Genomic DNA, 23186 nt, shown 5'->3' with positions numbered 1-23186 from the left:
GCGCTCGTGTGGGGGGGGGGGAGGGGGCGGGGTGCGGCCGGGGCCGTCCGGCGGATCGTGCCGGAGACCCGGGGTCCGGCACGCCCTCCTCCTGAGGGGTACCCTCCCCGGCGGCGTTGTCGCCGGTTGCCGCCGGCGTCCCGGGGCGGAGGGGTGCGCACGGCCCGGGGGACGTCCCGGGACGGACGGCCGGGGACCCGGAGGGCCGGACCGCGCGCCCCCGGGCCGTGCGCACCGGTTCAGTCCGTGGCGGGAGCCGTACCGGTGAGGTGTTCGGGGCGGACCGGTGTCCGGTTCAGCTCCAGCCCGGTGGCGTCGCGGATCGCCGCGAGCACCGCCGGGGTCGAGGACAGGGTCGGGGCCTCGCCGATGCCGCGCAGCCCGTAGGGGGCGTGGTCGTCGGCGAGTTCCAGGACGTCGACCGGGATGGCCGGGGTGTCGAGGATGGTCGGGATCAGGTAGTCGGTGAAGGAGGGGTTGCGCACCTTCGCGGTCCTCGGGTCGACGACGATCTCCTCCATCACCGCGATGCCCAGGCCCTGGACGGTGCCGCCCTGGATCTGGCCGAGGACGGACAGCGGGTTGAGGGCCTTGCCGACGTCCTGGGCGCAGGCCAGTTCGACGACCTTCACCATGCCCAGCTCGGTGTCGACCTCGACGACCGCGCGGTGGGCGGCGAAGGAGTACTGCACGTGGCCGAAGCCCTGGCCGGTGCGCGGGTCGAAGGGCTCGGTGGGCCGGTGCCGCCACTCCTCCTCGACCTCCACCGCCTCCTCGCCGAGGACGTCCACCAGGTCGGCGAGCACCTCGCCGCCGTCGGTGACGACCTTGCCGCCCTCCAGCAGGAGTCCGGCGCCGGCCCAGGCCGGGTGGTGGGAGCCGAACCTGCGGCGCCCGAGGTCCAGCACCTTCTCGCGGACCCGCTCGCAGGAGTTCTTCACGGCGCCGCCGGTGACGTACGTCTGCCGGGAGGCGGAGGTCGAACCGGCGCTGCCCACTGCGGTGTCGGCCGGATGGATGGTCACCCGGGCGACGCCCAGCTCGGTGCGGGCGATCTGCGCGTGGACGGTGACGCCGCCCTGGCCGACCTCCGCCATCGCGGTGTGCACGGTGGCCACCGGCTCCCCGCCGACGACCTCCATCCGCACCCGGGCGGTGGAGTAGTCGTCGAAGCCCTCGGAGAAACCGACGTTCTTGATGCCGACCGCGTAGCCGATGCCGCGGACGACGCCCTCGCCGTGCGTGGTGTTGGACAGGCCGCCGGGCAGCTGCCGTACGTCCGCGCCCTCGCTGGACTCCCACTGGCGCTCCGGCGGCAGCGGCATCGCCTTGACGCGGCGCAGGAGTTCGGCGACCGGGGCCGGGGAGTCGACGATCTGGCCGGTGGGCATGACCGCGCCCTGTTCCATGGCGTTGAGCTGCCGGAACTCCACCGGGTCCAGGCCCAGTTCCTTGGCCACCTTGTCCATCTGGGCCTCGTAGGCGAAGCAGGCCTGGACGGCGCCGAAGCCGCGCATCGCGCCGCAGGGCGGGTTGTTGGTGTAGAGGGCGAGGGCCTCGACGTCCACGTCGTCGACGACGTAGGGGCCGATGCCGAGGGAGGCGGCGTTGCCGACGACGGCCGGGGAGGCGGAGGCGTACGCGCCGCCGTCGAGGACGATCCGGCACTTCACGTGGGTGAGCCTGCCGTCCCTGGTCGCGCCGTGTTCGTAGTGCAGGCGGGCCGGGTGGCGGTGGACGTGGCCGAAGAAGGACTCGAAGCGGTTGTAGACGATCTTGACGGGTCTGCCGGTGCGCAGGGCCAGCAGGCAGGCGTGGATCTGCATGGACAGGTCCTCGCGGCCGCCGAACGCGCCGCCCACGCCGGCCAGGGTCATGCGGACCTTGTCCTCGGGCAGGCCGAGGACGGGCGCGATCTGGCGCAGGTCGGAGTGGAGCCACTGGGTGGCGATGTAGAGGTGGACGCCGCCGTCCTCCTCGGGGACGGCGAGGCCGGACTCGGGGCCGAGGAAGGCCTGGTCCTGCATGCCGAAGGTGTACTCGCCCCGGACGATCACGTCGGCCCGCGCGGCGGCCGCGGCCGCGTCGCCGCGGACGATCGGCTGGCGGTGGAGGATGTTGGGGTGCGGGACGTGGCCGACGTGGTGATCGGTGCGGTTCTCGTGGACGAGGACGGCGTCCGGGGCGGTCGCGGAGGCCTCGTCGGTGACGACGGGCAGCTCGCGGTACTCGACCCGGATCTTCGCGGCGGCGCGGCGGGCGGTCTCCGGGTGGTCGGCGGCGACGATCGCGACCGGCTCGCCGTGGTGGCGGACCTTGCCGTGGGCGAGGACGGGGGTGTCCTGGATCTCCAGGCCGTAGGTGCGGATCTCCGCCGGCAGGTCGTCGTACGTCATGACGGCGTGGACGCCCGGCACGGCGAGGGCCTCGGCGGTGTCGAGGGAGACGATCTCGGCGTGCGCGACGGTGGAGCGCAGGATCTGGCCCCAGAGCATGTCCTCGTGCCACAGGTCGGACGAGTAGGCGAACTCGCCGGTGACCTTGAGGATTCCGTCGGGCCGGAGCGTGGACTCGCCGATGCCGCCCCGGGTCCGGGTGCCCTGGGTGATCTTGGTGGGGGTTCCGTTCGGAGAGGACGCCGCGCGGGGGGAGGTGGTGCGGCGGGGTGCTGTGGACACGGTCAGACCCCCTCCGCCTGCCGGGCGGCCGCCAGGCGGACCGCGTCCATGATCTTCTCGTAGCCGGTGCAGCGGCACAGGTTGCCCGAGAGCGCCTCGCGGACGTCCGCGTCGGTCGGGTTCGGGGTGTGCTCCAGCAGCTCGTCGGCGGCGACCAGCAGCCCCGGGGTGCAGAAGCCGCACTGGACGGCGCCGGCGTCGATGAACGCCTGCTGGACCGGGGCGAGTTCGCCGCCCTCGCCGGTGTGCGAGTCCGCGCCCCCGGGCTGCCGGGTCCTGGCCTCGTCGAGCGGGGTGCCGCCGCGGGCGCCGTTCGCGCGGGAGCGTTCCCCGGCGTACTCCGCGAGGCCTTCCACGGTGACGACCTCGCGGCCCTCGACCTGGCCGGCGGCGACCAGGCAGGCACAGACCGGGACGCCGTCGAGGCGGACGGTGCAGGAGCCGCACTCGCCCTGCTCGCAGGCGTTCTTGGAGCCGGGCAGGCCGAGCCGCTCGCGCAGGACGTACAGCAGGGACTCGCCCTCCCACACGTCGTCGGCCTCCTGCGGGCGCCCGTTGACGGTGAAGTTGACGCGCATCAGGCAGCGCCTCCCTTTCGGCTGGTGGTGCGGCCGGTGCCGCGGTACGACTCCCAGGTCCAGGTCAGGGTGCGGCGGGCCATGACGCCGACCGCGTGGCGGCGGTAGCCCGCGGTGCCGCGGACGTCGTCGATGGGGTCGCAGGCGGCGGCGCACAGGTCCGCGAACCGCCGGGCGACCGACGGGGTGATGGTCTTCCCGCTGTCCCAGAACCCGCCCTCGTCGAGCGCGGCGTTCAGGAACTCCTCCGCGGTCCTCGCCCGGACGGGGGTGGGCGCGGCCGAGCCGATCCCGGTGCGGACCGTGCGGGTGTCGGGGTGCAGGGCCAGTCCGAAGGCGCACACGGCGATGACCATGGCGTTGCGGGTGCCGACCTTGGAGTACTGCTGGGGGCCGTCGGCCTTCTTGACGTGCACGGCGCGGATCAGTTCGTCGGGGGCGAGCGCGTTGCGCTTCACACCGGTGTAGAAGTCGTCGATGGGGATGCGCCGGGAGCCGCGCACCGACTCGACCTCGACCTCGGCGCCGGCCGCGAGGAGGGCCGGGTGGGCGTCGCCGGCCGGGGACGCGGTGCCGAGGTTGCCGCCGACGCCGCCGCGGTTGCGGATCTGCGGGGAGGCCACGGTGTGCGAGGCGAGGGCGAGGCCGGGCAGTTCGGCCCGCAGGTTCTCCATGATCCTGGTGTAGGGGACGGAGGCGCCCAGCCGCACGGAGTCCTCGCCGGCCTCCCACTCGTACAGGTCGTCGACCCGGCCCAGGTCGAGGAGGTGCTCGGGACGCCGGTGATCGAAGTTGATCTCGACCATCACGTCGGTGCCACCCGCGATCGGCACGGCGGCGGGATGCTCGGCCTTCGCGGCGAGCGCCTCCTGCCAGCTGGCGGGGCGGAGGAAGTCCATGACCGGTTCTCTTCTCGGTCTCGTGAGTCTCGGCTTCGTGAGTCTCGGCTTCGTGAGTCCTGGTCTGGTGATTCTTCGGTCCGGGCCGGATCGGGTGCGGCGGTCCCGGCTCTTTCCTGTGCTTTTCACGCGGATCGCCGCCAGTACACAGCGCCGTACTCCGCCCGGGTCAGTCACGGAAGCCATGAAGGAGTTGGCTGGTCGGGGCGGGCATCTTGTAGATTCGTATGAACGGAAGCCATCGGTAACCTCACGGTTCTCCCGTGGAAACACGGGAAACGACGCGGCGGTCCGAGAATGCCGCTCGTACGGGTGCTCGGCGAGCGCTCGGCGAGTGCCCGTGGAGGCCGGGGGCCCGTCGCCGGGACCCGCCCGGCCCCGCGACCCCTCACCTCACCCCTCATCCTAGATTTCCGGACGAAGAACGGCGGCGACGAGAATGCGGCTGCGCGCACTGCTGGACACCGACGCGCTGGGCCTGCGGCTGCTCGGCGGCCAGGACGAGCTGGACCGCACGGTACGCGGCGTCATGACCACCGACCTGCGGGACCCCAGCCGCTACCTCTCCGGCGGCGAACTGGTGCTCACCGGGCTGGCCTGGCGCCGGGACGCCTCGGACTCCGAGCCGTTCGTACGGCTCCTGGTGCAGGCCCGGGTGGCCGCGCTCGCCGCCGGCGAGGCCGAACTGGGCGACGTGCCCGAGGACCTGGTCCTGGCCTGTGCCCGGCACCGGCTGCCGCTGTTCGCGGTGCACGAGTCGGTGGCGTTCGCGACGATCACGGAGCACGTCGTGCGCCAGGTGTCCGGGGAGCGTGCCGGGGACCTCGCGGCGGTCGTGGACCGGCACCGCCGGATGATGACCTCGGGACCGGCGGGCGGCGGTCCGGACGTGGTCCTGGACCTGCTCGGCTCCGACCTGGACCTGCGCGCCTGGGTGCTGTCGCCCACGGGCCGGCTCGTCGCGGGCCCGAAGGCGGGGCCGGGGCTGCCGGCCGAGGTGTGCGCGAAGCTGGCGGCGGAGCACCTGGCGGCGGTCCGCACCGGCCGGCGGGGCCCGCACCGGGTGGTCCTCGCCGGTACGACGTACTCGCTGTTCCCGGTCCGCGGCGGCGGGCGGGCCCCGCAGGCCGCGGAGGACGCGCGCGGGAGGGCGCTGTCGGACTGGCTGCTGGCCGTCGAGGCGGACGCCGGGGACTGGGCGGCGGAGCGGCTCGACCTGCTCCAGGGCGTCACCCAGCTCATCTCGGTCGAGCGGGACCGGCGGGACGCGGCGCGCACGGTGCGCAGACGGCTCGCCCAGGAGGTCCTCGAACTGGTCCGGACGGGCGCGGCGCCCGCCGAGATCGCGGCCCGGCTGCGGGTGGCGGCGCCGGTGCTGCTGCCCGGACTGGGGGCCGCGCCGCACTGGCAGGTCGTCGTGGCGCGCGTCGAGTGGGACGGCCCGGAAGGGAGCGGCGGGGAAGGAGGCGGGGCCGCGGGCGGTCCGGTCGCCCAGTCCCTGCTGGAGGAGATCCTCGTCGACCCGCACGCCACCGGCCCCGAGCCCTCCGACCGCATCGCCGTCGCCCACGCCGGGGACGAGGCCGTCGCCCTCGTCCCCCTCCCGGCGGTCGCGGGCGGGCACGACGGGCCGGAGTCCGGGATCCTCGCCGACACCCTGCTGGCCTCGGTGCGGGAGCCGCTGACCGCGGGCCTCGACGGCGACGGCCGGGTCACGCTCGGCGTCAGCGCTGCGGTGCACTCGGCGGAGGGGCTGCGGGGCGCCCTGGAGGAGGCCCGGCACGCCCGCCGGGTGGCGGCGGCCCGCCCGGGCCGGGTGTGCGCGGCGGGCCACCAGGAACTGGCCTCGCACGTCCTGCTGCTGCCCTTCGTCCCCGACGACGTCCGGCGGGCCTTCACCGCCCGCCTCCTGGACCCCCTGCGCGACTACGACCGGCGGCACCGCGCCGAGCTGATCCCGACGCTGGAGGCGTTCCTGGACTGCGACGGCTCCTGGACCCGCTGCGCGTCCCGGCTCCACCTGCACGTCAACACGCTGCGCTACCGCGTCGGCCGCATCGAGCAGTTGACGGGCCGGGACCTCTCGCGCCTCGAGGACAAGCTGGACTTCTTCCTGGCCCTGCGGATGAGCTGAAACCCGTGGGGCGCCCGAGTCCCCCGACTTTGTGAAAAGCTTCACCCGCCCCCTTGGCCCGGCCCGTCATTCGTGCTGAGATGCGGCCACCACTCGAAGCTCAACGGTGTGCTGGGCCTGCCCTTCGGATCAGGTCGTCGTGAGGGGCGGTGCCCTGCCATGCCGGTGAGCGGGACCCGGTGCGCGTGCCGGGCCCCGTGACCCCGAGCTGATCCGAAGGACAGGACCCTGGGGAGGGCAACGTGGCGCATTCCGCCATGTCGGGCAAGGGCACGACCGCTGGTGACGATCCCCTCCAGACCGCGGTGTGGCGGCTGCGCTCGCGGGCCTGCTGGGCGGACGCCGCGGCGTTACTGCCGGCGGACAGCGCGGCGGGGGCCGTCCAGCGGGCCGCGCTCCTCGTGGAGAGGTGCCTCTACACCGAACAGGGCTGGCAGGAGGCGGAGGACGCCCTGCGGACGGCCGAGGCCCTGGCCCACACCGACGAGGAACGAGGGGCCGCCGCTTGTGAACGGGGGCACTTGGCGTACGCGGCGACGGTGCACGGGGTGCGCGACCGGGCCGACGAGGCGCGCGCCGCGCTCGGCCGGGCGGCCGCGCTGATCCCTCCGGACGCGGCGGGACGGCCCCTGCTGGACTTCCGGCGCGGACTGCTCGCGGAGAACCTGACCCGCTCCCCGCAGGCCGCGCGCGCCGCCTACCGGCGCGCGCACGCGGCCGCCGCGGCCCGTTCCGACGCCCTGCTGCTGTCCTTCACCTGGCGGCACCTGGCGGGCCTCGCGCTGCGCGACGGCGACACCGCCGAGGCCCGCCACGGCTTCGCCGAATCCCTGCGCATCCGGGAGGAGTTGGGCTACCTGGTGGGGACGGCCCCGGCCCTGGTCTCCCTGGCGGACGCGGAGACCGAGCCGGAGGCCTCCCGACTGCGCGAGGAGGCACGCCGGCTGTTCCGGCTCATGGGCGGCGTCCCGACGTGGCTGGCCCGCCACCTGACACCACCGGCGGCCACGGCATAGGCGCCCCGGGCTCGCCCGGGACCGGAGCGGGCCGAGGCCGGAACGGGCCGCGGCCGGGGCCAGGCCTGGAGCTGGACCGGGAGCGAGAACGGGCCGGGGTCCGGGCCGGGACCGGGGTCTGGACCTGGACCGGGGTCTGGGCCTGGACCTGGAGGGCGTGTCGCCTTGCGGAGCACCGGAGTCGGCGTCGCCGGGGTTCCCGGGCAAGGGTCCCGGCGATCCCGGCCGCGGCACCGGAGGGACGTACCGGACGGGCCGGCGCGTCGGCCGGCGGCGTGCCGTCCGCTGTCGGCCGGGGCGGCCGGCTGTCCGCGGACAGTCCCGCGGGGTCGGCCGCCTGCCGTCCGCCGCCCGCGCCCGGTGCCGGCGGTCCTCAGCGCGAGCCCGCGAAGTGCTCCCGCACCAGTGCCCGCACCACGTCCACGTCCCCCGCCCCCAGCGCCTCCAGCAGCGCCAGGTGTTCCGCCGCGTCCGCCACCAGGTCGGCCCGCCCGCGTGAGACGGGGCCGCCCACCAGCGGCCACTGCGAGCGGCGGTGCAGGTCGTCCGCGACGGAGACCAGTTGCCCGTTGCCGCTCAGGCCGAGGAGCGCGCGGTGGAAGGCGCGGTCGGACTCGGCGTAGGTGGCGCGGCAGCCGGAGGCGGCGGCCCGGACGGTCGCCTCGGCGAGGGGGCGCAGCTCCGTCCAGCGCTCGGCGGGGACCGTGCGGGCGAGCCGCAGCATCACGGGGACCTCGATCAGGGCCCGCACCTCGGCCAGCTCGGCCAGCTCCCGCGTGCCGCGCACGACCACCCGGAAACCCCGGTTGGGCACGACCTCGACGGCGCCCTCCAGGGCGAGCTGCTGCATGGCTTCCCGGACCGGTGTCGCGGAGACGCCGAAGCGCTCGCCGAGGACGGGGGCCGAGTACACCTCGCCGGGCGTCAGTTCCCCGGCGACGAGCGCGGTGCGCAGGGCGTCGAGGATCTGGCCGCGGACGGAGGACCGCTGGACGAGGGGGCGGGGACGTCCGAGGGGGGTCTCGCCGTGCGTGTGCTCGCCGCGCACGGCACCGGCATCACCGCCGGGGCCCGGACCGCCGCCCGGACCGCCGCCGGGACCGCCGCCGGGACCGCCGCCGGGACCGCTGCCGGCGCCGGTCGTCGGGGCGTCGGCGAAGGGGGCCCGCGCACCCCGGTCCCGGTCCGTGGCGCGCGGCTGCGCGGGAACCCGGGCTCCCGTGCCGGGGGCTCCCGTGCCGGCAAAGCCCTGCGCGCTCCGCTCCACGGGTTCTCCTCCGGATCTGTCGGCACTTGGGGCCATTACGGCCGGTTGTTACTCGTCCGTCAAGCACCATAGGCGTTACCGGCCGCCAGTTCACATCCCGACCGGATTGGGTAAGGTAAGGCTTACCTCGCCCTCTCCGCTGGATCGGTGGTACCGGTATGCCCTCACACCCGTCGGTCGTGACGGACGCGTACGCGCGTCTCACCGAGGCCTGCCCCGGTCTCGTCATCGGGGAGCTGGGGCCGGGCGAGCCCGCTCCGCGCGGCGGCGGCTGGGTGTCGGCGGCCGCGCTGGCGGAGGGCGGCGCGGAGCTGGACGCCTTCCTGGCCTGGGACGACGCCCAGGTGGCGCGCGACTACGGGCAGCGGGCCCGCCCGGACGTGGTGGCGAGCTTCGGACTGCACCGGTACGCCTGGCCGGCCTGCCTGCTGATCACCGTCCCCTGGTTCCTGCACCGCCGGGTCCCCCGCCTCCCGGTGACCCACGTCTCGTACGACCGCACCGGCGCCGGGATGCGGATGGCCGTCCGCGAGCCCGTCTCGTTCGCCTGCCTGCCGGGCGACCCGGCGGCGGTGCTGCCCGGCGCCCGGGTGGTCCCGGACGAGGAGGCCCTGCGCGCGGAGGTGCGGGCCGCCGTCGCCGAGCACCACGAGCCCGTGCTGGCCGGTTTCGGCCCGCGCACCCGGCGGCGCGGGCGCGCCCTGTGGGGCATGGTCACGGACGAGATCGTCGAGGGCCTGTGGTACGTCGCCGGCCTGTTCGGTGCCGCCGAGGGCGAACGGGCCCGCCACGAACTGGAGTTGCTGCTGCCGGGCGCGACCCGGCCGTACGTCGGTTCGGCGGCCTTCCGGGAACTGACCGGGCCGGACGGGAAGCCGCTGCCCACCCGGGACCGGGCGAGCTGCTGCATGTTCTACACGGTGCGCCCCGAGGACACCTGCGCCACCTGCCCGCGCACCTGCGACGCGGACCGGATCGGCAAGCTCACCGCGCTCGCCGCGAGTTGAGCCGCCCTCGGGTCGATCCGGCACGCCGCGTCCCGTAAGATCACCCGCACGACACCTCCCGCACCGTCACGGGTGCTTCACGAATTCCTCACCCGACACGGGAACTTTCCGTGGAACCACCCGTACGGGTAGTCTTATTCGAACTCAACTCCCGCCCCTCACGCGGCAGTTCGAGCAGAACGTCGCCCTGGGCATCCCCTTGCACCTCCTTGGCGGCCTCTTGCCCCGAAACCCCCTGAGGGACGGCGGGGTTGGGCCACTATGGCGGGCGTTACGCCCTATCCCAATGCAAGGGACCCCAGATGAGATTGACCGACATATCGCTGAACTGGCTGCTTCCGGGCGCCGTGCTGCTCCTGGGCATGCTGGCAGCGGTGGCGGTGCTCGCGCGCGGAAAGCGCTCCTCGGGGGAGAACACGAGCGACGACTCGTGGGAGCGCAGCGAAGAGCGCCGCAGGCGCAAGGAGGCCATCTACGGCACCGCCTCCTACGTCCTGCTGTTCTGCTGCGCGGCGGTGGCCGCCGCGCTCTCCTTCCACGGACTGGTCGGCTTCGGCCGGCAGAACCTGAACCTGACCGGTGGCTGGGAGTACCTCGTGCCGTTCGGCCTGGACGGGGCGGCGATGTTCTGCTCCGTGCTCGCCGTGCGCGAGGCCAGCCACGGTGACGCGGCCCTCGGTTCGCGGATACTCGTGTGGACCTTCGCGGGTGCCGCCGCCTGGTTCAACTGGGTGCACGCTCCCCGCGGTTTCGGCCACGACGGCGCGCCGCAGTTCTTCTCCGGCATGTCCCTGTCCGCGGCCGTCCTGTTCGACCGGGCGCTGAAGCAGACCCGCCGGGCCGCCCTGCGCGAGCAGGGCCTGGTGCCGCGTCCGCTGCCGCAGATCCGTGTCGTGCGCTGGCTGCGGGCCCCCCGTGAGACGTACAAGGCGTGGTCGCTGATGCTCCTCGAGAACGTGCGCAGCCTGGACGAGGCCGTCGACGAGGTGCGCGAGGACAAGCGGCAGAAGGAGACGGCACGTCTGCGCCGCCGCGAGCAGGACCGCGTGGAGCGTGCCCAGCTCAAGGCGATCAGCCGCGGGCACCGTGGCTTCCCCGGCCGCGGCGGCCGCCAGTTGGAGGCCCCCCAGGCCTCCTTGGAGCGGGCGGACGAACGCGTTCCCGCGGAGCCTGCCATAGCGGCGAACTCGCCGGAACAACTGCCCGTGCGTACGCGGCCCTCCCTCCAGCCGGTCCGTAAGAGCACCGACCCGATCACCGTCGACCTCACCGCGGAGGACGACACGATGGCCCTGCCGCGTCTGGACTCCCTGGAGCGCAAGCTCAAGGACCTGGAGCAGCAGTTCGGCTGACGGACCGTCATGGGAAGGGGGCGCGACCGGTGAGGTCGCGCCCCCTTCCCGTTCGCGTGGTGCGTTCCCGGCGGACGGTCGTTCCCGCGAGTCCCGTCCCCGCGGCCCGTCGTCCCCGCGGCCCGTCGTCCCGACGGGTCGTCTCAGGCCGCCCCGGCGCCCAGTTCGAACCAGACCGCCTTGCCGATGCTGTGCGTCCGCACGCCCCACGCGTCCGCGAGGGACTGCACCAGGACCAGGCCCCGGCCGTGGGTGGCCTCGTCTGCGTCCCGCCTGCGCGGTCGCGGCCGGCCGGCCGCGAAATCGCGTACCTCCACCCGCAGTCCGCCCGGTCCGACGGTCGCCGTGAGCACCGCGTCCCGGTCGGTGTGGACGAGCGCGTTGGTGACGAGTTCACTGGTGAGCAGTTCGGCGGTCTCCGACTGCCCGGGTCTCCCCCAGTGCCGCAGCAGTTCGCGCAGCGCCCGGCGCGTCTCGGGCACGGCCCGTAGGTCCGCCCGCCCGAGCCTGCGCCGGAGCTGGGACGGGTGCCCCCGCTCCCCGCCGTCCGTCGTGGCCGCTCCCGTCCGCTTCCTCACCGAGGTGTCCGCGATCACGGTCGAACCGCTGCCTCGTGCCTGCCTCTTCATGACCCCCGCCCGCGTGCCGATGTCGGTTCCCCCTGCTCGAACACGTTCACGGGATGCTTGCCCCCGTGGGCCGCGGGCCAGTCCTGCCGGATCGGCGACGACCAGGTGTTCGGCCACGTCCCGGCGGGCCCGGCGCCTCCCCCGGCGGGTGGCGGCGGGCCCGGACCCCGCACCGGCGCGCGAAGTTGGCCGAAACCACCCCTGCCCGGCGGGCCCGGTCCGTGGCCCCGGGACCGCGCCGCGCGCGGTTTCCCGCCACCGGCGCCGAAGGGGGGCGACGTCAGGGCCGGGGGACGTTGCGGAGGTTGGAGCGGGCCATCTGGACCATGCGCCCGACGCCGCCGTCCAGCACCATCTTCGAGGCGGACAGGGCGAACCCGGTCACCATCTCGGCGCTGATCTTCGGCGGGATGGACAGCGCGTTCGGGTCGGTGACGATGTCGACGAGGGCCGGACCCTTGTGCCTGAAGGCGGTCTTGAGGGCCCCCGCCACGTCCTTGGGCTTCTCCACGCGCACGCCGTGGGCGCCGCAGGCGCGGGCGACGGCGGCGAAGTCCGGGTTCTTGTTCCTGGTGCCGTAGGAGGGCAGGCCGGCGACCAGCATCTCCAGATCCACCATGCCGAGGGAGGAGTTGTTGAAGAGGACGACCTTCACCGGCAGGTCGTGCTGGACGAGGGTGAGGAAGTCGCCCATCAGCATGGCGAACCCGCCGTCGCCCGACATCGACACCACCTGCCGGTCCCGGTCGGTGAACTGCGCGCCGATCGCCATGGGAAGCGCGTTGGCCATCGAACCGTGCGAGAAGGACCCGATCACGCGGCGGCGGCCGTTGGGCGTGATGTAACGGGCCGCCCAGACGTTGCACATGCCGGTGTCGACGGTGAAGACGGCGTCCTCGTCGGCGAGTTCGTCGAGGACGGAGGCCACGTACTCGGGGTGGACGGGGACGTGCTTCTCCACCTTGCGGGTGTACGCCTTCACGACCCCTTCGAGGGCGTCGGCGTGTTTCTTCAGCATCTTGTCGAGAAAACGCCGGTTCTTCTTCTCCCGCACGCGCGGGATCAGGCAGCGCAGGGTCTCCCGCACGTCGCCCCACACGGCGAGGTCCAGCTTGGAGCGCCGGCCGAGGTGCTCGGGCCGCACGTCCACCTGGGCGATCTTGACGTCGTCGGGCAGGAAGGCGTTGTAGGGGAAGTCGGTCCCGAGCAGGATCAGCAGGTCGCACTCGTGAGTGGCCTCGTAGGCGGCGCCGTAGCCGAGGAGCCCGCTCATCCCGACGTCGAACCGGTTGTCGTACTGGATCCACTCCTTCCCCCGCAGCGCGTGGCCGATCGGTGACTTGATCTTCTCCGCGAACCGCATCACCTCGGCGTGCGCGCCCGCCGTGCCGCTGCCGCAGAACAGGGTGACCTTGTCGGCCGCGTCGATCAGCCGGACGAGCTCGTCGATCTCGGCGTCGCCCGGGCGGACCGTGGGCCGGGAGGTCACGAGCGCGGTCTCCACCGCCTTCTCGGGCGCGGGCTCGGCGGCGATGTCACCGGGGAGGGAGACGACGCTGACGCCGCTGCGGCCGACGGCGTGCTGGATGGCCGTCTGGAGCAGCCGGGGCATCTGCTTGGGGCTGGAGATCAGCTCGCTGTAGTGGCTGCACTCCTGGAAGAGGCGGTCGGGGTGGGTCTCCTGGAAGTAGCCCAGGCCGATCTCGCCGGCGGGGATCTGGGAGGCGAGCGCGAGGACCGGCGCCATGGAGCGGTGGGCGTCGTACAGACCGTTGATCAGGTGCAGGTTGCCGGGCCCGCAGGACCCGGCGCACGCCGTCAGCTTGCCCGTGATCTGCGCCTCCGCGCCGGCGGCGAACGCGGCGGTCTCCTCGTGGCGCACGTGCACCCAGTCGATGCCGGGGTTGCGGCGGACGGCGTCGACCACGGGGTTGAGGCTGTCGCCGACGACGCCGTAGAGGCGTTCCACTCCGGCGCGGACGAGGATGTCGACGAACTGTTCGGCGACGTTCTGTTTGGCCATGGTGCTCATCTGCCCCTTCGGTCTCCGTAGATCCTTCGGATCCCTCCGGTTCCCATCAATCCACAGCCGGCCGGGTCACGCCTCCCACACGGCGGCGGCCGTACGGTCGTCCGCGTACCCCTTGACCCTGATCCGGACGTCGGCGAGGAATCCGGCGAGGCCCGGCGGGGTGGGCTCGGACCATCGCCGGGCGAGGTGGGCGGGGAGCCGGGGCTCGCCGCGCAGCGGTTCGGCGAGTCCGTCGGAGCACATCAGGAGGGTGTCGCCCGGGCGGGCGAGTGAGGCCCGGAACCGGAAGGGTTCGCGCGGCGGCCCGGGGGCCGGCTCGTACGGTCGCGGCGGGGCCGGGACACCGAGGTCCCTGGTGGGCCGGCCGCCCTCGGGGGCCCCGGCGGGCGGCGCTCCGAAGCCTACGACCGGTGCGCCGGCGATCTCACCGGCCGGCGGCTCGATGTCCTGCCACGCGCCGTCCCGGAGGCGGAACAGTCCGCCGGGGCCGACGCCGAAGAAGACCCGGACCCGGCACGCGGGGTCGGCGGGCAGCAGCAGGCAGCGCAGGTCCGCCGCGTACTCGTCGGGTGCCAGGTTCTGTTCGGCGGCGCCGGACCGCAGCCGTCCCAGGCTGCGGTCGGTGAGCCGGTGCAGCCCCGACTTCAGGTCCTGTCTCCGGGCGGCCCGTATGTCCTCGGCGAGCCGGGCGTGGCTGCGGCCCACGGCCCGCCCGATCAACCGGCACAGCTCGGCGGCCGCCCGGTGCGTGCCCGGCACGGCACGGGCGCCGGTGGCCATCGCGACCAGGACCAGCGCCTGGTCGCCGCTGCCGAAACGGGCGGTGAGCAGCGCGTCCCGGCGCGGCTCGCCCCGGAACCGCGCGGAGTCCCCGCGCACGGACGCGGCCCGCAGCGTGCAGGTGCCGTACCGGGCGCCGTCCAGCACGGTGTCCGCGACCAGGTCGTCCAGCGAGTCCGGGTCGGCGGCCGGCAGCGCGGTCGGCTCGGCGTCGTAGGTGGGCGGCCCGGACCCGAGGTACGGCTCGGCCGGCGGCGGCCCCTGCGGCGGGGGCGGCGGGACCTCGGGGGGCGGGGGTGCCGGGGGTGCGCCGGCGGACCGGGGCGGGTCCGGCGGCCGGGGCGGGTCCGGCGGGAAGGGCCCGGCCCGTCCGGCCGGCGGGGCGGGTGGGGCCGGGGGTGCTTCCGGCGGGGTCGGGGCGCGGTCGGCGGCCGTCGTCCGTGCGGGGGGCGCGGGGTCCGGGGCCGGGGCGGCGTGCGCCGCCTCCGGGGACGTACGGCCGGCCGGGGCGTGCGCCCGGGGGCTCCGTTCGTCGAAGCCGGCGGGCAGGGGCCCGGGCAGGAACGTCGTCGGCCCGGCAGGGGGGTCGGCCGCGCCGGCCGACGGGGGCGGCCCGCCCGTCGGCTCCCCCGCCCACCGGTCGGCCTGCCCGCCCGGTCCACGGCGCGGCCCCGGCACCGCGCCCGAGGCCCGCGGCCCCGCGTCGCCCGGCCCCGCGTCGCCCGGCCCCGCGTCGCCCGGCACGCCGGCCGGGGCGGCGTCGCCGGGGGCCGCCCCGGCGGGACCTCCGGTGCGGACCGTCCCCGCCGCCGACGCGAACCTGTCGTCCAGCGAGTCCGGTCCGGTCGTGGGGCCGGTGTCCTCGGTGCTGTCGTCGTACAACTGGCCCCACCAGTCGTCCTCGTGACCGGTGGGACTTCCCCCCTGCTGGCTCATGCCCCTGATTGTCCACCGGCGGGGCCTCGGGGGACCGGGCATCGGGAAAAACGCGTCGGGTCCGGCGCGGTGGACTACCGTGCGAACGGCGGGGCGCGGACCGAACGGCGGGACGTGCGGGCGCCGTGTGCTTCCCCGTCCCGGGAGAGCCGCTCCCCTCCTCCGTCCCTCCCGCCTCTCGACCTGCCCGTTCTGCCCGCTTCCGGCAGGCTGGGCAGATGGGAGCGTGGGAACTCCTGCTGATCGGCCTGGTGATCCTGCTCGGCCTGGGCGGAGTGCTGGTGCCCGGCCTGCCCGGATCGTGGCTGGTGTGGGCGGCGGTCCTGTGGTGGGCGCTGAAGGACCCCCGGCCGGTCTCCTGGCTGGTGCTGGTGGGCTCGACGGTCGCGCTGTTCCTGTCCCAGGTGGTGCGCTGGGCGCTGCCGCCGCGCCGCCTGAGGACGAGCGGCGCCACCCGTCGGATGGCCGGATACGCCGGAGCGGGGGCCCTCCTCGGTTTCTTCCTGGTACCGGTGCTCGGTGCGATCCCGGGTTTCCTGGGCGGCGTCTACCTCTCCGAGCGGCTCCGCCTCGGCCGCCCGGACGCGGCCCGTGCCTCCCTGCGCACGGTGATGCGGGCGGGCGGATCCAGCATCCTGGTGGAACTCTTCACCTGCCTGCTGATCATGGGCGCGTGGCTGGGAGCGGTGCTATGGGGACAGGGACCGTAGGGGCGGGGGGCCGAGCGGGCCGAGCGGGCCGAGCGCGCCGTCGGCGCTAGTGGAGGAGACGGGGCTCCTCCGCCGCGCGCAGGTGGTGGAGGGCGTACGTCCGCCAGGGGCGCCAGCTGTCGGGGACGTCGGCGCCGGGCGGCGCGACGTCGGGGTCGCCGAGGGCGCGGGCCCGGATCGCCGCCACGGTACGTCCGTCCAGGCCGGGCAGCGCGAGCAGCGCTTCCTCGGCGTCGTCCCGGTCGGCGCCGGCGTCGAGCCGTACGGTGCCGTCGGCCAGGGCGGTGGCGAGCGCGCCCAGGGGGCCGCCGGTGTCGGCGAGGGCGGCCGGTTCGGGGAAGAGGTGGGTGAGACCGCCGCTGGGCGCGTCCAGGGTCTTGCCGTGGGCGCGGACCAGGTGCGCGGCCCCGGCGCGGTCGGCCAGCGCCCGCAGCGCGTACTCCTCCGGGTCGGCGGCGCCCGGCGCGCGCAGTCCGGGCCGGGCGGCGACGAGCGGGGCGAGCCGCGGGTGCGCCGCGAGCCGCTCGTCGACGGCGTAGGGGTCGGCGTCGAGGTCGAACAGCCGGCGCAGCCGCTGGACGGCGGTGGTGAGGTCGCGCGGGTCGGTGAGGTGCAGGCGCGCGTCGAGCCAGCCGCCGGGGTGGACGACGGCACCGGACACCGAGCCCGGCCGTTCCCCGACGGCGACGACGGCCGTGCCGTACGGCAGCCGGAGGGTCCGCCGGTAGGTCCGGCCGCCCGGCGGACCGCTCACCTCCTCGACTCCGGGCACGGCCTCCGCCTCGAGCAGGTCGAACACCGGACCCGCGCAGTACGGGCCCCGGTGGGCGAGCCGCAGCGGGATCCCCGCTCCGGGTGCGGCCGTGCGCTCCTGCCGCGGGGCGGCGGCCCGCAGCTGGGTCGGGGTGGCGGCGTACACGGCCCGGATCGTGTCGTTGAACTGGCGCACGCTGGCGAAGCCGGACGCGAACGCGATCTCGGTGACCGGCAGGCCGGTCGTGCGGAGCAGGACCTGGGCGGTGTGGGCGCGCTGCGCGCGGGCGAGGGCGACGGGCCCCGCGCCGAGTTCGGCGGTGAGCTGGCGCTGCACCTGGCGGGCGCTGTAGCCGAGGCGCGCGGCGAGTCCGGCGACGCCCTCCCGGTCGACGACCCCGTCGCCGATGAGCCGCATGGCGCGGCCCACGACGTCGGCGCGCACGTTCCACTCGGCGGAACCCGGGCCGGCGTCCGGACGGCACCGCCGGCAGGCCCGGAAACCCGAGCCCTGGGCGGCGGCGGCCGTCGGGAAGAACCGCACGTTGTGCCGTTTCGGCGGCACGGCCGGGCAGCTGGGCCGGCAGTAGACGCCGGTCGTCTCGACGGCGAAGCAGAACGCGCCGTCGAACCGGGCGTCCCGGCTGCGCACCGCCTCGTACCTGCTCTCCTCGTCCATCACGGGTCCCAGTCTTCGCCCGCCCGAGGAGCGCCGCCAGCGGAATTCGGACATGGCGGTGACGGCCCGCCCCGGCCCCCTCCAGCACCCCGGGCCGGCCGGTCCGGGGGTGGACGGCCCGGGGAGGGCCGGCGGGTCCGGGGCGGCCGACCGGCCGCGGGCGGATCCGGGTCTGCCGCGGGCAGGTCCGGGACGGCCGCGGGCAGGTCCGGGGCGGACGGGGAGCCGGATGGGTCCGGACGAGAGGGCGGGGTGAGGGGGGGACGGGGGAGCCCCCGCCGCCCGGCGGGCGGGGACCCCGTCACCGCCCGCCGGGCGCGGTCCCCGTCCGCCGTTCCCGTGCGGTGGCCGGGCGGCCCGGCGGGTGCGGGTCCGCTCAGCGGTTCCCCGCCCGTTTGGCGCGTCGGGCGGCCCGTCCTGCGGCCTGCTTGTGCTTCCAGCTCTGCCGGAGGTCGCCGCGGATCCGGGCGTCGGACTTGGCGACGATCCACCGGTTCTCGCGGACGAGCTTGCGGTAGCTGTCCAGCCGCCGGACCGGCAGCTCGCCGTCCTCCACGGCCGCGAGCACCGCGCAGCCCGGCTCGCGCTCGTGGGCGCAGTCCTGGAAGCGGCAGTCGCGGGCGAACTCCTCGATCTCGGCGAACACCCGGCCGACGCCGTGACCGGCGTCCCACAGCCCGACGCCGCGCAGTCCGGGCGTGTCGATGAGGACGCCTCCGCCGGGCAGCGGCAGCAGGTTGCGGGTGGTCGTGGTGTGCCGTCCCTTGCCGTCCATGTCGCGGGTGGCCCGCACGTCCATGACGTCGTCGCCGACGAGCGCGTTGGCGAGGGTCGACTTGCCCGCGCCGGACGCGCCGAGCAGGACGGAGGTGCCCCGGCCGAGGAGCGCCGCGAGTTCCCCGACGCCGTGCCCGGCCAGGGCGCTGGCGGTGAGCACGGGCACGCCGGGCGCGCTCCTGACGACGTCCTCGACGAGATGTGCGAGCGTGTCCGGGTCGGTGACGAGGTCGGCCTTGGTGAGGACGACGACGGGCTGGGCGCCCGATTCCCAGGCCAGCGCCAGGAACCGTTCGACGCGCCCGAGGTCGAGTTCGACGGCGAGCGACAGGGCGACGATCGCGTGGTCGACGTTGGCCGCGAGGATCTGCCCCTCGGACCGTTTGGACGAGGTGGAGCGCACGAAGGCGGTACGGCGCGGCAGGTACGCCCGTGCGTAGCGCGGGTTGCCGTCGGCGTCGACGGCGACCCAGTCTCCGGTGCACACCACGCGCAGGGGGTCGTGCGGGGTGACGAAGGCGGTGTCCGCGCGGACGACGCCGTCGCCGGTGACGACGTCGCACTGCCCGCGGTCGACACGGACGACCCGGCCGGGCAGCAGCCCGCGCTCGGCGTGTACGGCGAACTCGGCCGCCCAGCCGTCGTCCCAGCCGTAGGGGACGAGCGGGTGGGAGGAGGCCGGGGAGGTGGAGAGGTTCAAGACGGACCCTTCACAGGGGCGGTCCCGGCGGCGCGCTCGGCGGCGCGCGGAGGCTCGTGTGGTCAGCCGGAGACCGCGGGGGTGGGGTGGACGAGCGTCTGGTGGCTGCGAGCAGCACCCGTGTCGGCGACAGTCATCGGTCACACCTCCTGATCCGTGTCACGTGCGTCGTGCAGATCGTGCACGTCATCCGCGTGCACGTCATCCGTGTGCACGCGGTCCGCGCGTGCGTCGTGTGCGTCGTCCGGGCGCCGGCGGTGGCCGCCGGACGAGGCCCCGTCAGGGTAGGGGCGCGCCGGTGCCGGACGCCATTCGTTTTCCGGGACCCGGTGCGCGGCTCACGACAGGGGACGCACCCGAGCGGTGACGCACGTCACACCCTCCGGCCGATCATTTCGGCGCCCTTCCGCTGTCATGAGAAGTGACCGCCTCCCGCGGGACTCCGCCACAGGAAAGGACGTGATCGCCGTGAGCGCTCCCGTGAAAGGCCCCGCCGCCTATTTCCCCTCGATCGAGAAGAAGTACGGCCGTCCGGTCGCCGAGTGGCAGGAGCTGATCCGCGCCTCGCCGCTGACCCGGCACATGGAGCTGGTCGCCTGGCTCAAGTCCGAGCACGGTCTCGGCCACGGGCACGCCAACGCCCTCGTGGCACACACCCTCGCGGAGACCGGGGGGAGCTGAACCGTCGTCCCCGGCCACCTGGAACAGCCGGGACGACCGGGGCGCCCGGGCGGGGCGGGGCGCCCGGGTGGGGCGGGGCGCCCGGGTGGGGCGGGGCGCCCGGGTGGGGCGGGGTCCGGGACAGGCATGACCGCCCGGCTCCCGGGGCATCCGCATGGTACGGGTGGGGCACCTCCGCCCGCGCCACCGCACGGGCGGTAGGCTGCGTGGCCGGAAAGGTGCCTTCCGTCCGTCCACGCCGGCACGCAAGCAATCCGAGCAATCCGAGCAGAGGGCCGGCGACCGCGGAGGAGACCGAGTGTGGATGGCACGCGCGACCAGGGGAAGGCCGCTCCCCCGCACGGCGGTTCCGTGCTGGAGGTGATCCCGTTGTCCGGTCGTGCCGGCATCCGTGTCAGTGGCGAGATCGGCGCGGCCACCCGCGGGTCCTGGGAGGGAGCGCTGGCCGACCTGGCCCGGCGGCACGCCGACGTGTCCTACGTGGAACTCTCCCGCGTGGGCTTCGTCGACGTGGCCGGCGTGTCGGCGCTCGCCGTCACCGCGATGAACCTGCCGGGCGGACGGGTCGTCGTGGAGTGCCCGCCCCCGCAGCTGCCGCGCGTGCTGGCGTTGTTCTGGCCGTCCATGCACGGGATCGAGGTGGCGCCGCGATGACGGCCGCAGCAGACGGGAAGTTCCTCCACGCGGCGCTGTTCTACCGCTCGGAACGGGACTACACCGACCACATGCTGCCCTTCGTCCGGGAGGGTCTGGCCCTCGGCGAACCGGTGGCGGTGGCCGTGCCCGGTCCCCGGCTGGAACCGATCAGGGCCGGACTCGGTACGGATGCCGAGGACGTCCTGCTCCTGGACATGACCGACGCCGGCCGCAACCCCGGACGGATCATCCCGGGGGTGCTGCGCGCGTTCGCCGACGCCCATCCGCACGGGCGGGTGCGGATCGTCGGGGAGCCGGTCTGGGCCGGCCGCAGCCCGGTGGAGTACCCGGCGTGCGCACAGCACGAGGCGCTGATCAACGCGTCCTTCGAGGGCCGGGCGGCGACCATCCTGTGCCCGTACGACGCGAACGGCCTGGACGCGGACGTCCTCGCCGACGCGCGGATCACCCACCCCACGCTGATCGACGACGGCCGTGAGCGGGCCAGCGAGGCCTACGACTGGCGGTCCGTGGTGGATCGGTACAACGAGGTGCTCGTGCCCTCGCCGGACGCCGCCTCCTTCTCCTTCGGCTCCGCCGAACTGCCCGACGCACGCCACTTCGCCGTCGGCCTGGTCGCGCGGCTGGGTCTGGGCGGGCAGCGGCTCCAGGACACGGAACTGGCGGTCGCGGAGCTGACGACCAACAGCGTCGTCCACGGCGGCGGGCAGGGCACGCTGCGGATCTGGGCCGAGGCGGGCCAGGTCGTGTGCGAGGTCAGCGACGGGGGACGGCTGACCGACCCGCTCGCCGGCCGCAGGCCGCCGGCCCGCGGCCAGATCGGCGGCCGGGGCCTGATGCTGGTGCACTACGTGGCGGACCTGGTGCGCCTGCACACGGCACCGGACGGCACGACCGTGCGCTTCTACATCGGCCTGTAGCGGCCCTCGCGCACTGACGTCCGGTCAGGACGGCCCGGACACCGGCCCGTCCACGACAGAAGGCCCGTGCAGGACAGGCGGCCCGCCCGCGGCGGACCCCCTGGAGACGGCCGACGGCCCGAAGGGCGGCCGGCGCGGCGGAAACGGCCGGCGGCCCCGGGACGGCCGACTTCCCGAAGAGACGTCACGCCTAACCGAATTGCGGAGATTGTCCGCTTAGCATCTAGGGGCCCGCGCCGCGGGCTCCGGCCGCCGAGGCCGCAGACGCCCCCCTGATCCTCACGGGAGCCGAGCCCCCATGCGTCCGACCGGCCGTCACCGCACCCCCCTCCCCGGCGCCGCCGCCCACCGGCGGTCCGCGGCCGTCCACGGTCCCGAACTGCAGGCCGCCGCAGGGCACTTCGGCCGCCGCCGGTTCCTGACGCTGACCGCCGCCGCGGCGGCCCTCGCCTTCGCCACCCACACCCCCGCGCGGGGGGCGGCCGCCGCCCGCCGGCTCGACCCGGCGAGGATCTCCGAGGACCCCTTCACCCTGGGCGTGGCCTCCGGCGACCCGTTGCCCGACTCCGTGGTCCTGTGGACCCGGATCGCTCCGGCGCCGTACGAGCCGGGCGGAGGGCTGGCCGGGCAGAGCGTCGCCGTGGAGTGGGAGGTGGCGCAGGACGAGCGCTTCGGCCTGGTGGTGCGCCGCGGCACCGCCCTCGCGCTGCCCGAGCACAACCACACCCTGCACGTCGAGGTCACCGGCCTGGACGCGGGACGGCCGTACCACTACCGGTTCCGGACGGGCGCCTGGACCAGTGAGACCGGCCGGACCCGCACCGCGCCGGCCCTCGGCGCCGCCCCGGGCTCGCTCGCCTTCGCGGCCGTGTCCTGCCAGGCCTACTACGACGGGTACTTCACGGCGCACCGGCACCTCGCGCAGGAGGACCTCGACGTGGTCCTCCACCTCGGGGACTACCTGTACGAGTACCCGGTGGACTCCGCCGGCGGCGCGCGCGCCTACCGGGACCGGGTGCTGCCCGCGGTGTTCGACCGGGAGACCGTCACCCTGGAGGAGTACCGGCTGCGGTACGCCCTGTACAAGAGCGACCCCGACCTGCGTGCCGCCCACGCGGCGCACCCCTTCGTCGTCGCCTGGGACGACCACGAGACCGAGAACAACTACGCCGGCGCCGTCGACGAGCACGGCAGCCCGCCGGCCGCGTTCCTGCTGCGGCGGGCCGCCGCCTACCGGGCCTACTGGGAGCACCAGCCGCTGCGCGCCCGCCGGGCCCCGGTCGGACCCGACATGCCGCTGTACCGGCGCCTGCACTGGGGCTCGCTCGCGCAGTTCGACGTCCTCGACACCCGCCAGTACCGCTCCGACCAGGCCTACGGCGACGTCCAGCACGTGCCCGGTCCCGAGTCGGACGATCCGGCGCGCACCATGACCGGCGCGGCCCAGGAGAAGTGGCTGCTGGACGGCTGGCGGGCGTCCGGCGCGGTGTGGAACGTGATGCCGCAGCAGGTCTGCTTCTCCCAGCGCAGGCTGTCCACCGACGCGCGGGCGAAGATGTCGATGGACGCCTGGGACGGCTACCGCGCCTCCCGCGGCCGCATCCTCGCCGGGGCGCGGGAGGCCGGGGTGGACAACCTGCTCGTGCTGACCGGCGACGTCCACGTGGGCTACGCCTTCGACATCAAGGCCGACTTCGACGACCCGGCGTCGAGGACCGTCGGCACCGAGATCGTCGCCACGTCCGTCGCCAGCGGCAGGGACGGCACGGAGCGGCCCGCCAACTGGCAGACGTACCTGACGGCCAACCCGCACCTGCGCTTCTACGACGGCCGGCGCGGCTACGTCCGGGTACGGCTGACCCCGGACGCGGCCCGCGCCGACTTCCGCACGCTGGCGGCCGTGACGACGCCGGACTCCCCGGTCTCCACGGCGGCGTCCTTCGTCACGGAGGCGGGCAACCCGGGCCTGACACCGGTCTGACGCCCGGCCTGGCACCGGTC

Annotated in this window: 18 protein-coding genes; 9 read left to right on the top strand and 9 right to left on the bottom strand. The window is 75.1% G+C overall.

What is annotated here, in order from left to right; genetic code table 11:
* Nucleotides 1–239: 239 nt before the first annotated feature.
* Genes ACF09K_RS21630 through ACF09K_RS21620 form a run of 3 tightly spaced genes read right to left on the bottom strand, consistent with a single transcriptional unit; the run spans nucleotide 240 to nucleotide 4155 of the window.
* Nucleotides 240–2678 carry a xanthine dehydrogenase family protein molybdopterin-binding subunit gene (locus ACF09K_RS21630; protein WP_392245784.1) on the bottom strand — a complete coding sequence of 813 codons (2439 nt, stop codon included), beginning with the start codon at nucleotides 2676–2678 and terminating at the stop codon, nucleotides 240–242.
* 2 nt (nucleotides 2679–2680) lie between these two features.
* A complete protein-coding gene (locus tag ACF09K_RS21625; protein ID WP_392245782.1) occupies nucleotides 2681–3256 on the bottom strand; it encodes a (2Fe-2S)-binding protein in 576 nt (191 codons plus the stop codon).
* The gene (locus tag ACF09K_RS21620) at nucleotides 3256–4155 is read right to left on the bottom strand and encodes an FAD binding domain-containing protein (protein ID WP_392245781.1); all 900 of its coding nucleotides are present in this window, start codon (nucleotides 4153–4155) and stop codon (nucleotides 3256–3258) included. The genes ACF09K_RS21625 and ACF09K_RS21620 overlap by 1 nt, the downstream gene beginning before the upstream one ends.
* A gap of 439 nt (nucleotides 4156–4594) precedes the next feature.
* Between ACF09K_RS21620 and ACF09K_RS21615 the strand changes: the two genes are divergently transcribed.
* Together ACF09K_RS21615 and ACF09K_RS21610 are read left to right on the top strand one after the other, a co-directional pair.
* A complete protein-coding gene (locus ACF09K_RS21615; RefSeq protein WP_392245780.1) occupies nucleotides 4595–6289 on the top strand; it encodes a PucR family transcriptional regulator in 1695 nt (564 codons plus the stop codon).
* Between the two features lie 257 nt (nucleotides 6290–6546).
* Nucleotides 6547–7305, top strand: coding sequence for a hypothetical protein (locus tag ACF09K_RS21610; RefSeq protein WP_392246005.1), 759 nt, complete (start codon nucleotides 6547–6549; stop codon nucleotides 7303–7305).
* A 373-nt stretch (nucleotides 7306–7678) separates the two neighbouring features.
* Here the strand turns inward: ACF09K_RS21610 and ACF09K_RS21605 are convergent, their stop codons facing one another.
* Entirely contained in the window at nucleotides 7679–8572 is an 894-nt protein-coding gene (locus ACF09K_RS21605) for a GntR family transcriptional regulator (protein WP_392245779.1), read from the bottom strand.
* 158 nt (nucleotides 8573–8730) lie between these two features.
* Here ACF09K_RS21605 and ACF09K_RS21600 point away from each other — a divergent pair, with 158 nt between their 5' ends.
* Together ACF09K_RS21600 and ACF09K_RS21595 are read left to right on the top strand one after the other, a co-directional pair.
* Nucleotides 8731–9579, top strand: coding sequence for a (2Fe-2S)-binding protein (locus ACF09K_RS21600; RefSeq protein ID WP_392245778.1), 849 nt, complete (start codon nucleotides 8731–8733; stop codon nucleotides 9577–9579).
* A gap of 302 nt (nucleotides 9580–9881) precedes the next feature.
* Nucleotides 9882–10931, top strand: coding sequence for a DUF2637 domain-containing protein (locus ACF09K_RS21595; RefSeq protein ID WP_392245776.1), 1050 nt, complete (start codon nucleotides 9882–9884; stop codon nucleotides 10929–10931).
* Between the two features lie 143 nt (nucleotides 10932–11074).
* Here ACF09K_RS21595 and ACF09K_RS21590 read toward each other — a convergent pair whose 3' ends face one another.
* The 3 genes from ACF09K_RS21590 to ACF09K_RS21580 form a co-directional block, all read right to left on the bottom strand.
* Complete coding sequence (locus ACF09K_RS21590; RefSeq protein WP_392245774.1) at nucleotides 11075–11560, bottom strand: ATP-binding protein; 486 nt, start codon at nucleotides 11558–11560, stop codon at nucleotides 11075–11077.
* 280 nt (nucleotides 11561–11840) lie between these two features.
* Nucleotides 11841–13583: a pyruvate dehydrogenase gene (locus ACF09K_RS21585; protein WP_392246003.1), complete on the bottom strand. Its 1743-nt coding sequence runs from the start codon at nucleotides 13581–13583 to the stop codon at nucleotides 11841–11843.
* A gap of 75 nt (nucleotides 13584–13658) precedes the next feature.
* Nucleotides 13659–15308: a protein phosphatase 2C domain-containing protein gene (locus ACF09K_RS21580; RefSeq protein ID WP_392245772.1), complete on the bottom strand. Its 1650-nt coding sequence runs from the start codon at nucleotides 15306–15308 to the stop codon at nucleotides 13659–13661.
* A gap of 218 nt (nucleotides 15309–15526) precedes the next feature.
* On the opposite strand from ACF09K_RS21580, the gene ACF09K_RS21575 reads away from it, so the two are divergent.
* Nucleotides 15527–16018: a DUF456 domain-containing protein gene (locus tag ACF09K_RS21575; protein ID WP_392245770.1), complete on the top strand. Its 492-nt coding sequence runs from the start codon at nucleotides 15527–15529 to the stop codon at nucleotides 16016–16018.
* A 46-nt stretch (nucleotides 16019–16064) separates the two neighbouring features.
* Here the strand turns inward: ACF09K_RS21575 and ACF09K_RS21570 are convergent, their stop codons facing one another.
* Both ACF09K_RS21570 and rsgA read right to left on the bottom strand, forming a co-directional pair.
* Nucleotides 16065–17450, bottom strand: coding sequence for a bifunctional transcriptional activator/DNA repair enzyme AdaA (locus tag ACF09K_RS21570; protein WP_392246001.1), 1386 nt, complete (start codon nucleotides 17448–17450; stop codon nucleotides 16065–16067).
* A gap of 376 nt (nucleotides 17451–17826) precedes the next feature.
* The gene (rsgA, locus tag ACF09K_RS21565; RefSeq protein WP_392245768.1) at nucleotides 17827–18927 is read right to left on the bottom strand and encodes a ribosome small subunit-dependent GTPase A; all 1101 of its coding nucleotides are present in this window, start codon (nucleotides 18925–18927) and stop codon (nucleotides 17827–17829) included.
* Between the two features lie 468 nt (nucleotides 18928–19395).
* Between rsgA and ACF09K_RS21560 the strand changes: the two genes are divergently transcribed.
* From ACF09K_RS21560 to ACF09K_RS21545, 4 genes are all read left to right on the top strand, one after another.
* Entirely contained in the window at nucleotides 19396–19608 is a 213-nt protein-coding gene (locus tag ACF09K_RS21560; protein ID WP_392245767.1) for a DUF4287 domain-containing protein, read from the top strand.
* A 300-nt stretch (nucleotides 19609–19908) separates the two neighbouring features.
* A complete protein-coding gene (locus ACF09K_RS21555; RefSeq protein WP_392245766.1) occupies nucleotides 19909–20262 on the top strand; it encodes an STAS domain-containing protein in 354 nt (117 codons plus the stop codon).
* Complete coding sequence (locus ACF09K_RS21550; RefSeq protein ID WP_392245764.1) at nucleotides 20259–21185, top strand: anti-sigma factor RsbA family regulatory protein; 927 nt, start codon at nucleotides 20259–20261, stop codon at nucleotides 21183–21185. Before ACF09K_RS21555 ends, ACF09K_RS21550 begins: the two co-directional genes overlap by 4 nt.
* A gap of 298 nt (nucleotides 21186–21483) precedes the next feature.
* Nucleotides 21484–23166: an alkaline phosphatase D family protein gene (locus tag ACF09K_RS21545; RefSeq protein ID WP_392245763.1), complete on the top strand. Its 1683-nt coding sequence runs from the start codon at nucleotides 21484–21486 to the stop codon at nucleotides 23164–23166.
* Nucleotides 23167–23186: the final 20 nt, after the last annotated feature.

The sequence above is a fragment of the Streptomyces sp. NPDC014882 genome (genome assembly GCF_043081325.1).
GTDB lineage: Bacteria > Actinomycetota > Actinomycetes > Streptomycetales > Streptomycetaceae > Streptomyces.
Note: the sequence above shows the minus strand (reverse complement) of the source record. Positions and strands in the feature narration are given on the sequence as shown.

Bases quoted from the DNA above. Each gene is read 5' to 3' on its own strand.
- ACF09K_RS21575 (WP_392245770.1), top strand. From the start codon at position 15,527: ATGGGAGCGTGGGAACTCCTGCTGATCGGCCTGGTGATCCTGCTCGGC.
- ACF09K_RS21590 (WP_392245774.1), bottom strand. From the start codon at position 11,560: ATGAAGAGGCAGGCACGAGGCAGCGGTTCGACCGTGATCGCGGACACC.
- ACF09K_RS21600 (WP_392245778.1), top strand. From the start codon at position 8,731: ATGCCCTCACACCCGTCGGTCGTGACGGACGCGTACGCGCGTCTCACC.
- ACF09K_RS21585 (WP_392246003.1), bottom strand. From the start codon at position 13,583: ATGGCCAAACAGAACGTCGCCGAACAGTTCGTCGACATCCTCGTCCGC.
- ACF09K_RS21620 (WP_392245781.1), bottom strand. From the start codon at position 4,155: ATGGACTTCCTCCGCCCCGCCAGCTGGCAGGAGGCGCTCGCCGCGAAG.
- ACF09K_RS21615 (WP_392245780.1), top strand. From the start codon at position 4,595: ATGCGGCTGCGCGCACTGCTGGACACCGACGCGCTGGGCCTGCGGCTG.
- ACF09K_RS21625 (WP_392245782.1), bottom strand. From the start codon at position 3,256: ATGCGCGTCAACTTCACCGTCAACGGGCGCCCGCAGGAGGCCGACGAC.
- ACF09K_RS21610 (WP_392246005.1), top strand. From the start codon at position 6,547: ATGTCGGGCAAGGGCACGACCGCTGGTGACGATCCCCTCCAGACCGCG.
- ACF09K_RS21550 (WP_392245764.1), top strand. From the start codon at position 20,259: ATGACGGCCGCAGCAGACGGGAAGTTCCTCCACGCGGCGCTGTTCTAC.
- ACF09K_RS21570 (WP_392246001.1), bottom strand. From the start codon at position 17,450: ATGGACGAGGAGAGCAGGTACGAGGCGGTGCGCAGCCGGGACGCCCGG.
- ACF09K_RS21595 (WP_392245776.1), top strand. From the start codon at position 9,882: ATGAGATTGACCGACATATCGCTGAACTGGCTGCTTCCGGGCGCCGTG.
- ACF09K_RS21545 (WP_392245763.1), top strand. From the start codon at position 21,484: ATGCGTCCGACCGGCCGTCACCGCACCCCCCTCCCCGGCGCCGCCGCC.
- ACF09K_RS21580 (WP_392245772.1), bottom strand. From the start codon at position 15,308: ATGAGCCAGCAGGGGGGAAGTCCCACCGGTCACGAGGACGACTGGTGG.